This is a genomic window from Accumulibacter sp. (genome assembly GCF_016789985.1).
Classification (GTDB): Bacteria; Pseudomonadota; Gammaproteobacteria; order Burkholderiales; family Rhodocyclaceae; genus Accumulibacter.
In genome coordinates this window covers 1-11,681 of sequence record NZ_JAEUOL010000190.1, presented here as the reverse complement: position 1 = coordinate 11,681, position 11,681 = coordinate 1, and the positions used below count along the sequence as shown (strand labels likewise).

Annotated in this window: 10 protein-coding genes and 2 tRNA genes; 10 read left to right on the top strand and 2 right to left on the bottom strand. The window is 63.7% G+C overall.

Features of this window, described 5'->3' with window-relative positions; all coding sequences use genetic code 11:
- Both JNK99_RS11290 and JNK99_RS11285 read right to left on the bottom strand, forming a co-directional pair.
- Positions 1-184: transposase (locus JNK99_RS11290; RefSeq protein ID WP_291852949.1), on the bottom strand; the 184-nt coding region annotated here is incomplete at its 3' end.
- 330 nt (positions 185-514) lie between these two features.
- Positions 515-1,039 (bottom strand): ACT domain-containing protein, encoded by a 525-nt coding sequence (locus tag JNK99_RS11285; RefSeq protein WP_291852943.1) that lies wholly within the window; start codon positions 1,037-1,039, stop codon positions 515-517.
- Between the two features lie 385 nt (positions 1,040-1,424).
- On the opposite strand from JNK99_RS11285, the gene JNK99_RS11280 reads away from it, so the two are divergent.
- From JNK99_RS11280 to JNK99_RS11235, 10 genes are all read left to right on the top strand, one after another.
- On the top strand, positions 1,425-2,549 hold the full coding sequence (locus JNK99_RS11280; protein WP_291852940.1) for an AI-2E family transporter: 1,125 nt from the start codon (positions 1,425-1,427) through the stop codon (positions 2,547-2,549).
- Positions 2,550-2,553: 4 nt separating this feature from the next.
- Positions 2,554-4,119, top strand: coding sequence for a TolC family protein (locus JNK99_RS11275; protein ID WP_291852946.1), 1,566 nt, complete (start codon positions 2,554-2,556; stop codon positions 4,117-4,119).
- The gene (locus JNK99_RS11270; protein ID WP_291852937.1) at positions 4,116-5,255 is read left to right on the top strand and encodes an HlyD family secretion protein; all 1,140 of its coding nucleotides are present in this window, start codon (positions 4,116-4,118) and stop codon (positions 5,253-5,255) included. Before JNK99_RS11275 ends, JNK99_RS11270 begins: the two co-directional genes overlap by 4 nt.
- Before the next feature lie 10 nt (positions 5,256-5,265).
- The gene (locus tag JNK99_RS11265) at positions 5,266-6,297 is read left to right on the top strand and encodes a hypothetical protein (protein WP_291852934.1); all 1,032 of its coding nucleotides are present in this window, start codon (positions 5,266-5,268) and stop codon (positions 6,295-6,297) included.
- Between the two features lie 14 nt (positions 6,298-6,311).
- Positions 6,312-6,767: an ion channel gene (locus JNK99_RS11260; protein ID WP_291852931.1), complete on the top strand. Its 456-nt coding sequence runs from the start codon at positions 6,312-6,314 to the stop codon at positions 6,765-6,767.
- The gene (gene uvrC / locus JNK99_RS11255) at positions 6,764-8,581 is read left to right on the top strand and encodes an excinuclease ABC subunit UvrC (protein WP_291852928.1); all 1,818 of its coding nucleotides are present in this window, start codon (positions 6,764-6,766) and stop codon (positions 8,579-8,581) included. The genes JNK99_RS11260 and uvrC overlap by 4 nt, the downstream gene beginning before the upstream one ends.
- A complete protein-coding gene (gene pgsA / locus JNK99_RS11250) occupies positions 8,581-9,159 on the top strand; it encodes a CDP-diacylglycerol--glycerol-3-phosphate 3-phosphatidyltransferase (protein ID WP_291852925.1) in 579 nt (192 codons plus the stop codon). Before uvrC ends, pgsA begins: the two co-directional genes overlap by 1 nt.
- Positions 9,160-9,250: 91 nt before the next feature.
- Positions 9,251-9,326: transfer RNA gene (locus JNK99_RS11245), tRNA-Gly, on the top strand.
- Between the two features lie 63 nt (positions 9,327-9,389).
- Positions 9,390-9,460: transfer RNA gene (locus JNK99_RS11240), tRNA-Cys, on the top strand.
- A 167-nt stretch (positions 9,461-9,627) separates the two neighbouring features.
- Positions 9,628-10,758, top strand: a complete 1,131-nt coding sequence (locus tag JNK99_RS11235) for a site-specific integrase (RefSeq protein ID WP_291852922.1) — start codon at positions 9,628-9,630, stop codon at positions 10,756-10,758.
- Positions 10,759-11,681: the final 923 nt, after the last annotated feature.

The window sequence follows — 11,681 nt, the reverse complement described above, 5'->3', positions numbered from 1 at the left end:
GAAACACCTTGCACGACCCCCCGCGCAGCACACAGTGAGCGCGCTCACCGCAGCGCGGACAGGAAAACCCTTTCGGCCACCGCGCCGCCTCCAAAGCGGCGGCGCACTGCGACTCGCTTCCAAAGCGTTGGGTGAACTCCAGCATCGACAAACCGGGTTGAAACTGAATTCGATTCATGGCCATGGCGGTGCTCCCTGTGGTGACAGAGTGCAGGATAAGCCTCGCCGGGCTCACCCAGCGCGCCCGGCTGACGATCATTGCTAATCAGGAATCGGCATGTCGGCAGGAGGTGTGCGGGCCGACACGTGCTCCGGGTTTTTCCGTCGGGTCGCTGGGCCGGTCCGGCAGGGCGGCGACGGAGACGACATCATGCGGCATTGGCGTGCCGCAGGTTGCGAGTATGTCCAGTCCGCGCCGGCCTTGTCAAACGTCATGGCCGGCAGATGCGCCCTGCTTGCCGTTTCGAGGAGAAGGGCTCCGCTAGGGGGTTCTCCCCTTGGGCCTGCCAATGGCTCAGGTGTGGATGGTTTCGTCCAGCGTGATATCCACCATCAGGTCGTTCGACAGATTTTCCAGGTCACTGGTCAGTTCGCGCACATCGAGCGCTGGCGAGGCGGTCAGCTCGGCGCTGGCGTGGAACAGGATGCCGGCGGACATCGGAGCGCTGGCCGTGTAGGTGCTGAGGTCCTCGACGTTGATGGCGTGCCGGGCAAGCACCTGCGAGACCTCGCGCACGATGCCGATGCGGTCGTGTCCGACCAGCGAGAGCTTCAGCCGCCGGCTGGCGCTTCGGGTTTGCGGTGCGTGCGAGATCTCCGCAGTGATGCGCAGACCCGGCAGCACGGCGAGTGCCTCCTGCAGCGCGGTGAGCCGCACCTCGGGGAGGCTGACGCAGACAATGCCGGCGAACTTGCCGGACAGATTGGACATCGACGATTCCAGCCAGTTGCCCTGGTGTTGGCTGATGGCTGCGGCAAGTTGTTCGACAAGACCGGGACGATCATCTCCGATCACGGTCAGGACGAGGGAAACGCTCATGACGGACTCCTGGCAAGGTGAAGCATCATTTTACCCTTTGCCGTCAGGGTGCCCGGTCACAGTTTGATCATCCAGGCACACACCCAAGCCGCTGCAACGATACCGCCGGGAGTGGGAGTGTTCCGAAAGCATTCGCTGCAACCTCGACCTGACTGGTGCGGGGAGCAAACGGCGAACGGGCGCTGCCGCAAGCGGCGCCGGACGGGCCGCGCGGAGAGGGGCATCATGTCTGTCCGGCATGGCGGGCTGTGCCTCACCCGCTTGCATGCCGGCGCTTCTGTGCTAGATTGCAGGCTCTTTTCTTGCCTGCTCCACGGAGCTCGGCAATCAGATGAGGTGCGCCGGGCAGTGGTCGGTGTGCGTGCCTTGCAGAAGGAGTCCCCCGATGAATGCAACCCCTGACCCCGATCACGCACTGGAGAAACGACTGGCCGCCCGCTTGCTCGACGTTTTGATCCGGGCCGGGCTGATCCTCGCGCTGGTCATGCTGTGCTACCGGATCTTCTCCCCCTTTCTGACCCTGATGTTGTGGGCGCTGATTCTGGCGGTGACGATCTACCCGCTCCATCAGATGCTGGCCAGCAAGATCGGTGGCCGGCAGGGACTGGCGGCGACCCTGCTGGTGCTGATGGGCATCATGCTGATCGTGGTGCCGACGGCGCTGCTGGTCGGTTCGCTGGGCGACTCGATCCAGGATCTGGTCCATAACGTGAAGCAGAATGCGCTGCAGGTGCCCCCGCCGTCGCCGGGCGTCGCCGAATGGCCGATTGTCGGCAAGAAGGTGCATGGCTTCTGGGCGCGGGCCCATGCCGATCTGCCGGCGGTGGTGCGCAGCATGCAGCCGAAGATCGGCGAGCTGGCCAAGGATGGCCTGGGCATGGTCGCCGGCATCGGCGGCGGACTGCTGCAGTTCCTGTGCTCCTTCATCGTCGCCGGAATCATCATGGCCTTCGGCGAGTCGGGGGCCAGGGCGATGCTGGCAATCTTCGAGCGTATCGCCGGCACGGCGCGCGGCAAAGAGTTCACCATGCTGTCCACCGCGACCATTCGCGCCGTCGCCTCGGGGGTCATCGGAGTAGCCTGCATCCAGGCGCTACTCATCGGCCTGGCGCTGCTCATTGCCGACATTCCGTGGGCCGGCGTGCTGTCGCTGATCGTGCTGGTGCTGGGAGTTGCCCAGCTTCCGGCGCTGCTGGTCACCTTGCCGGCGATCGGCTACATCTGGACCAGCGGCGACTACGGTGGCGTCCCGGCCATCGCCTATACGGTTCTGCTGATCGTCAGCGGGTTCTCCGACAACGTGCTGAAGCCGCTGATGCTCGGGCGCGGCGTCGATGCACCGATGCCGGTGATTCTGCTCGGGGCGCTCGGCGGGATGGCAACCAGCGGCATCCTCGGCATGTTCGTCGGCGCGACCCTGCTGGCTCTGGGTTACCAGATCTTCATGCGCTGGGTGGCCGAGAATCCGGAGGCCAGTCCGGAGAAGGCGGAGCGTGATTCGCCCGCCTGAGTCGATGCGCCGCCATCTGCCGGGCTGGCCGGGTATGTCGCCGGTGGTCCTGGCGGGGGCGCTGCTGCTCGGTGCCTGCACGGCGGTCGGCCCCAACTTCAGACGCCCCGAAGTGCCCTGGCTGGCCGCCTGGTCGGGTGGCTCGCTCGAGCCGCTGGCGGTGGAGCAGCGCGGCAAGGCGGGAACGCGGAGCGACGAGTGGTGGCGCAACTTCGACGATTCCGTGCTCGATCGCCTGATTGCCGAAGCGCAGCGCGTCAATCCGAACGTACGCACGGCCGGGATGCGCATCCTCGAAGCACGTGCCCAACTCCTGATCGCCGGCAGCACGCTCTATCCGCAGCAACAGCAGCTCAGCGGCAAGGTGTTGCGTACCGGCGAGGAGCGCTCGGTGGGGAGCGACACCGCCTTCACGGCGTACAGCGCCGGCTTGACGGTCGGCTGGGAACTCGACTTCTGGGGCAGGTTCCGGCGCAGTATCGAGGCAGCGGATGCCAACTACTTCGCCACCATCGCCCAGTATGACGATCTGCAGGTGCTGATGGCGGCGCAGGTGGCGACCTTCTATGCGTCGATTCGGACCATCGAACTGCGGCTCAGGATCGCCCACGAGAACGCGGCGCTGCAAAAACGCAGCCTCGAGATCACCGAGCGCCTGTTCAAGCATGGCAACGACTCGGAACTCGACGTGCAACAGGCCAAAGCCCAGTACCTGAGCACCCTGGCGACCATCCCGCAGCTCGCGGGCAGCCTGCGCCAGACGCAGAACGCGCTTGGCGCGCTGCTTGCCCGGCCACCCGGACCGTTGCCGGAAATGGCCACGGGCCCGGATCGCATTCCGCAAGCGGAGCTGGCGATCATCGTGGATCTGCCGGCGGAATTGCTGCGCCGCCGTCCTGACGTCCGCGCGGCCGAGATGCAACTGGCCGCTCAATCGGCGCTGATCGGGGTCAGCCTGGCCGACCTCTATCCATCGATTGCGCTGCTCGGCTCGCTCGGACTGTCGTCCACTTCGCTCTCCGGCGCGCCGCGGATTCTTGCCTGGGGCGTTGGCCCCAGCCTGGTCTGGAACGTCTTCGACCACGGCCGGCTGAGCGGCGAGGTGCTGGCGCAGGACGCCCGCTTCCAGCAGTTGTACGAACAGTATCAGGGGACCGTGTTGCAGGCGGCGCGTGAGGTCGACGACGCGGCGGTGGGTTTTGCCAGGAACCGCGAACAGATCGGCATACTGGAGGAAGCGGTGAAGGCGGCGCGGCGTTCGCTGGAGATTGCCAGCATTCAGTATCGTGAAGGCCTGGCCAGTTTCGAGCGCGTGCTCGACTCGCAGCGCACCCTGTTCAGCCAGCAGGAGCGGCAGGTGTCCAACCTGGGCAATGTCGCGCAAAGCCTGATCGGCCTCTACAAGGCGATGGGTGGTGGCTGGCAGGCGGGACGTCAGCGTCCCCTGGTCGACGACGCGACCCGTGAAACCATGGGTGAGCGCAGTGACTGGAAGGACCTGCTGCAAGTGCCGCTGCCGGCGGCCGAGGCCGGCCCCCAACTGATCAAGCCGAGGACGGAAGAGCCATGAGTCAACAACCCGAAGAGCAGGACGCAGTGCCAGGAGTGGTAGGGGAAACCCTCTCAGCACAGCCAGGGAAGGGCACTCGCATCGGCGCGACCGTCGTCCTGACGCTGATCTTCGTCAGCCTGCTCTGGTATTTTGCGGCCGACCGCCTCACTCCGTACACTTCCCAGGCGCGAGTCCAGGCCTTTGTCGTACCGGTGGCCGCCGAGGTGGCGGGCAAGGTGCTGGCGGTGCACGTCAAGAACAACGATCAGGTGCAGCGCGGACAGCCGCTGTTCGATATCGACCCCAGCCAATACCGGATCGCGCTGCAACGCAGCCGCTCGGATTACGAGTCGGTGCGCCGTTCGGTCAACGCCTCGGCGGCCACCGTGGAATCGGCCCGTGCCGCACTGCAGGCGGCGCAGGCCAATCACGTCAAGGCCGACCAGGATGCGGCAAGGCAGGAGCGGCTGTATGCCGAAGATCCCGGCACCATTTCCGTGCGCCGTCTGGAGGTGGCGCAGTCCACGCGGATCGAGGCACGCAGCCGGGAGAAGGCGGCTGAGGCCGACTTGCGCAAGGCGCAGGAGGCGGCCGGGGAGAGCGGTGACAACAACGCCCAATTGCTCAGCGCCCGCGCCGCGATCGAGAAGGCCGAACTCGATCTGTCGCGTACGCGTGTGCTTGCCCCGGCACGCGGCCTGGTCACCGACCTGCGCACCGACGTCGGCCATTTCACCCAGGCCGGTGCACCGGCGATGACCCTGATTGCGATCCACGACCTGTGGATCAACGCCGACATGACCGAAAACAACCTCGGCAACATCGACCCGGGCGACGAGGTGGCGATCGTCCTCGATGTGCTGCCCGGCGAAGTGTTGAAAGGCCGGGTGCGCAGCGTTGGCAGCGGCGTCAGTTCGGGGCAGCAGACCCAGGCCGGCAGCCTGCCGACGATCCAGAACAGCCGCGACTGGCTGCGTCAGGCGCAGCGTTTCCCGGTGGCGGTCGAGTTCGAGGCATCCGAACGCGAGCGCTTGCAGCGCGTGCGCATCGGCGGGCAGGCCGAGGTGATGGTCTACACCGGCGACCATACCCTGATGAACCTGCTCGGCGCCGCTTACCTGCGGTTGATGAGCCTGTTCTCCTATCTCTACTGAGCGGTCGCCGATGAACCGGGCGGACAAGGCGGTACTCCGACTGGCCATCGGATTGGGACTCGCCGTCCTGATTGCCTACGGTGGCTTGGCGCTGTCGATGCCCTACCTGGTTCTCCTGGTGGTCGTCATGGTGCTCTGCAAGCCGGGTCCGCCGATCCCGCTGGCCAAGGCGGCTATCATTGCGTTGCTGCTGGCGGTGTTGCTGGTGGCAGGGGTGCTGATGGTTCCCCTGCTCGAGAACTACCCGCTGAGCGGTGTGGTGCTGACCGGTGCCATCCTCTATGCGCTGTTCTTCCTGGGCATGCGCAGCGGCAACCCGCTGACCGTGTTGCTGGTGGTGACCTTCACCCTGATCCCGGTGGCCGGGGTGGCGGAGCAGGCACTGGTGACGCTGATCAGCCTGACCATGGCGCTTGGGATCGGGGTTGGCGGTTTGGTCAGCAGTATTTCGCATGCCTTTTTTCCGGATCATGAGCGGTCGGGCAACAAGGAAGCAAAGACACCCGGTGCGAGTCGCGAGACGGCTGGCTGGATCGCCCTGCGCGGCACGCTGGTCGTCCTGCCGGTATTCGTCCTGGCACTGACCGACCCTTCTTTCTATCTGGCGGCGATCATGAACACGGTGACGCTGGGTCAGCAGGCGTGCTCCACGGACACCGGTTCGGCCGGTCGGGAACTGGTCGGCTCGACCTTGATGGGAGCCTTGATGGCCATCGTCGTCTGGTTCGGTCTGTCGCTCTGGCCGAGCCTCTGGATGTTGATGTTGTGGATGATGGCGGCTGCCTTCTGGGTCGGCGCGCGCCTCTTCGCGGTGAAGGCCACGGCGTTCCCGCCGACCTTCTGGAAGACGTCCTTGACCACCATGCTGGTCCTTCTCGGGCCGGCCATCGAGGACAGTGCCAGCGGCACCGGCGTGTTCGTCGCGTCGATCAGCCGCATCGGCCTTTATGTCGGGGTGGCCCTCTACGCCTGGGTGACCGTCTGGGCGCTCGAACGTTGGCGCGCTTCGCGGAGCGAGGCGCTGTTCTTCAACCGTGGCTGAGGAAGGGACACGGCATGATCGCGATAAATCTGGCAATCGGCCTGCTGCTCATGATGCTGTGTCTGGTGCTGCAGGTCACCTTCACTTTCTGGAGCGTCCGTTACTCGCTGCGGCCGCTGGCTGAAGAACCGTCGGGTGATGGGCCATGGAGCGGCATTCGCGTCCTGTTGATCGCGATGACGGTCATGATGCTGGGCAACTTTATCCAGATCATGCTCTGGGGTGCATTGTTCCTCTGGCTTGCGGAGTTCAGCGAGTTCTATGAGGCGGTTTACCATTCGGCAGTCAACTTCACTTCGCTGGGCTATGGCGACGTGGTCATGAGCAAGGAGCGCAAACTCCTGGGGCCTCTCGAGTCGCTCAACGGCATTGTCATGCTCGGCATGAGCGGGGCGGCCCTGCTGGCCATATTGCAGCACCTGATCAAGACGCAGCGTCCGGCCGGCGGCGAACCTGCCAAGTTCCGATGACCGAAGCTTTCAACGCCAAAGCCCTGCTTGCCGGCCTCACCGAGTTGCCTGGCGTGTACCGGATGCTCGACGCTGCCGGACAGGTACTCTATGTCGGCAAGGCCAAGAATCTCCGCAAACGGGTGGCTTCCTACTTCCGGGAGCGGCATCCGAGCCCGCGCATCGGACTGATGGTGACGCAGATCGCCAGCGTCGAAACGACGGTGACGCGCTCCGAGGCGGAAGCGCTACTGCTCGAAAACAATCTGATCAAGAGTCTTGCTCCGCGTTACAACATCCTGTTTCGCGACGACAAGTCCTATCCATACATCGTCCTGACGCACGACAGCTATCCGCGGCTGGCTTTCTTCCGCGGCGCCACGGACCGGCGAGCTGACTACTTTGGCCCCTTTCCGTCGTCGGTTGCGGTACGCGAGAGCATCCATCTGTTGCAGAAGATGTTTCGTTTGCGCACCTGCGAGAACTCGGTGTTCAATAACCGTTCGCGGCCCTGCCTGCTCTACCAGATCAGGCGCTGTTCCGGACCCTGCGTTGGACTGATCGAGGCGGAGCGCTACGCCGAGGACGTCAGGCTGGCGACGATGTTCCTGCAGGGCCGACAGCAGGATGTCATCGGCAGCCTCTCGCAAGCCATGGACGAGGCGGCGGCGCGACTCGCCTTCGAGCAGGCGGCGGTCTATCGCGACCAGATCCAGTCCTTGCGGCAGGTGCAGGAAAAGCAATATGTCGAGAGTGGCAAGGCAGGCGACGTCGACATCGTTGCGGCGGTCGAGGAGGGCGGTCTGGTGTGCGTGAACCTGGCGATGGTCCGCGGCGGCCGGCATCTCGGCGACCGGCCGCAGTTTCCGGCCAATGCGGCCGATTCATCACCACTCGAGGTACTGATTGCCTTCCTCTGCCAGCACTATCTCGCTCACCCGATTCCGCCGCGCATCCTGCTCAACCAGCCGCTGCCCGATGGCGAGGTGGGACGGGCCCTGAGCAGTATGGCTGCTCTGCCGGTGCGGCTTGGCGAGGCCCGGTTCACGCTGCAGCGCGTCTGGGTCGAGATGGCCGAGCAGAACGCCCGACTGGCGATCACCGCACGGCGCACCGCATTCTCGCGGCAGGAGGAGCGGCTGGAGGCCCTCCGCTGCAGGCTCGCCCTCGACCTCGAGGAAGGCCAGGAGGCGCGCATCGAATGTTTCGACATCAGCCATACCCAAGGCGAGGCGACGGTGGCGGCATGCGTCGTCTATCAGGGGAGCGGGATGCGCCGTTCGGAGTACCGCCGGTTCAACATTGCCGACATTCAGCCGGGAGACGATTGCGCGGCCATCAGGCAGGCGGTACAGCGCCGCTACGAAAAGCTGTCGGCTGGCGAAGGGGTGCTCCCCAGCCTGGTGCTGATCGACGGAGGCAGTGGCCAGGTGAACGCGGCAGCTTCGGTTCTGGAGGAACTTGGTCTGCTGCACTTGCCGCTGCTTGGCGTCGCCAAGGGAGAGGCGCGCAAACCCGGGCTGGAGAACCTGGTGTTCGCCGATGGTCGCGAGCCGTTACAATTGTCTCCCGAAGATCCGGCACTACATCTGATTCAGGAGGTTCGCGACGAGGCGCACCGTTTTGCGGTGGCCGGACATCGTGCCCGGCGTGGCAAGGCCGGCCGGAGTTCCCGTCTGGAAGAGATCAGCGGTATCGGACCGCAGCGGCGCAAGGCGCTGATCGCGCGCTTCGGCGGTTTGCAGGGAATTTCGGATGCCGGGGTTGACCAACTGGCAGCAGTCCCCGGAATCAGCCGGGAACTGGCCGAGAAAATCTATACGGCTTTGCATTGATGCCACTGAACATACCTATTCTCCTGACCTGGCTGCGGATCATCCTGATTCCCCTGCTGATCGCCGTGTACTACCTGCCGGACTCGTGGCTGCAGTTCGTCGGCCGCGACCTGGCCGCCACGCTGATCTTCGTAGTGGCTGCCGTGACCGACTGGCTGGACGGCTATCTCGCGCGGCGCTGGCGGCAGACTTCGGCCTTCGGCGCCTTTCTCGATCCGGTCGCCGACAAGTTGATGGTCGCCGCAGCGCTGATCGTCCTCGTTCAGCTCGGTCGGCTCGACGCCATCCTGGCCATGATCATCATCGGCCGCGAGATCACGATTTCCGCCTTGCGCGAGTGGATGGCGCGTATTGGCGCGCACCGCAGTGTGGCCGTATCGATGATCGGCAAGATCAAGACGACGGCGCAGATGGTCGCCATCCCGCTGCTGCTCTTTTACGCTCCGCTGCACGGCATCGACCTCTTCGAGGTCGGCACCTGGCTGATCTACGTGGCCGCCGTGCTCACCTTGTGGTCGATGGGCTACTACATGCGTATGGCGTGGCCGCACCTGATCGAGGAGGACCGTCAGCGGTAGCGCTGGGCAAGTGGCGGCGTGGGCTGGACTGGGCGCCGGAAGAATGCGTTGACAGCACCGGGCAGGTCTTTATAATGCGCACTCGCTTCACGCGGGAATAGCTCAGTTGGTAGAGCGATACCTTGCCAAGGTATAGGTCGAGAGTTCGAGACTCTTTTCCCGCTCCAAGTTCTCCGTAGTCCAGGCTGGCGTCTCCGGGTCAGCTACAGCACCTATCTTCAGGTAGGCACGGCGCGATAGCAAAGCGGTTATGCACCGGATTGCAAATCCGTGTAGGTGGGTTCGACTCCCGCTCGCGCCTCAAAGAAATCTCATTAGAATCAATCGGATGCAATCTAGTCGATCGGCTCAATCGGCTTGGTTGGGCGGCTCAAACCGGCCAGAACCCGGTTCATGCTACCTCAAAATGGTAGCAGCGCTACCCAACAACGGATCGTGCAGGGCGTGTAGGCGAGTAGAATCGCTCCCATGGCGTCCATTCAACAACGTGGCGAGCGGTTCCAACTGCGCGTGAAGCACAAGCTGCTCCCGCGCCCTTTCTTCTTCACCTTCGACACCGAGGACGAAGCGCGGAGTTACGGCAGCCAGCTCGAAGCACTCCTCAAACGGTCGATCGTTCCTCAGGAGTTGCTGACGAAGCCAGAGCGTGCCGACGATCCCCTGCTCACTCGTGTTGCAAGCGACTACTCCGCACAATTCCCGGTGACCCGTTCCGACAGCGCTCTGCTTTCCGTCGTGCTATTGGAAATTGTCGGCGTCCGCCTGTCCGGTGTCACATATCGATGGGTCGAGCAGTACGTGAGCGAACTCAAGCGCAAGCGCAACTTGGCCCCAGGAACCATTCGCAAGCGGATCGGCCTGCTGGGTCGCGTTTTCGACTGGCATTCCAGGCGCGTACATTCGTCGGGCGCGGCCATAGCGAATCCGTTCCGTCTGTTGCCTGCCGGCTACAGCACCTACTCGCGGGAGGACTCATCCCTTGTCACGCCAAAGCAGGATATCGAGCGGGATCGCAGGTTGTCTAGGGAAGAGGCCGAGAGAGTTCTGGCTGCCCTGGATGGACGAAAACGACGCGACCGCGAGCGCCAATTCACTGACGACACTGCATTCTGTTTGCTATACGGGCTGATCGTTGATACCGGGCTGCGTCTCTTCGAGGCGTATCGCCTGACTGTAGAACGGATCGACTTTCAGTACAACGTGATCCGCGTCGAGGGTAGCAAGGGCGCACGGGGTGCACGCAAGCCACGCGTGGTACCGATCAAGGTGGCCTTGCGTCAACCCCTGCGCAGTTGGTGCGAGGGTCGGTCCGGGTTGGTTTTTCCGTACTGGGATGGTACGGAGCAGGGCAGGGCTGGGGCTACCAATCGGCTATCACAGCGCTTTCGTGGGCTCTTCGCGTATGCGGGCGTGGAGGACTTTACCGAGCACGATTTGCGGCACGAGGCGGCATGCCGGTGGTTCGAGCTGCGCCATCAGGATGGACGATGGGTGTTCAGCGACACGGAGATCTGCCGTATCATGGGGTGGACGGATCCGCGCATGGCGCTGCGCTACGCCAGTTTGCGCGGCGAGGATCTGTCGTCACGGCTGGGTTAGTTGGGTCTCAACACGATGGCAGCGCTGGCGGCCGTTTCTTCGCAACTCTGGATGCGTCGACTGTAGCGGCCACTGGCACTAGTCTGTCCCGTGTTCGCCGTTCGTTCGCCTGCTCAATGGCGATCTCGTTCAGCCGGGAGAACAGAGCGTCAGCGGGAGCTATCCAGGCTTTGCCAAACTTGACGCCGGGGAGGTTGCCGCTTGCTAGCTGACTGGCAGCCTGTTCTTCAGAGCAGCGGAGCAACTCCGCGATTTGCCTCAGGTCGAGGATATGTTCTTCGGATGTCATGGTTTTTTCAGTGTGTCAAGCTGTGCTTTCAGCTGAGTCTTGGTTCAGCCAGATAGACCTTGGCGGCGTGAATTTGCGAGGGACTGCCAGACAACCATCCAAGGCTGGCCATGCCTGCGAGGTCGTGGGACGCGGCCATCCTGTGCTGACGGACACCGACTGTTGCGTGGCAGCCTCCCACTGCCGGACGAGCGGTGGTTCTTGTGCCTCTTGTCGCAGCCATCCGTGTCCTTGTGGAATCTCCGGCGGCGCCGACGCCACTTCAGAACCTGCTTGTCGTCAAGGATCGGGTGGAGCATTTCGAGGTTGCCGTTGGAACGTAACTTGTAGCCGACGCCGCTTTCCAATTGGTCACCCTCGTGACTGTAGTCATTACGGCCCAAATTCCAGATTCCGTTGATCTGCATCTCGCTGACTTTCCATACAGACGTCGTGATCACTGGAGCCAGAGAGGAGAATCAGAACTACCTCGCCTTCGGCGTCGAAGCGATCGTGTTGGTCTCGGCGCCCCACCCAATCCTGATCACGGCCCTGATGGCATACGGACTGGTGACGTGCTCGACGTCGCGGTCGTGGAATGTGTTGCCGTCGATCTAATCCCTTTCGGAGGGTTCTCGGTTGTCGTTGGCAGTTT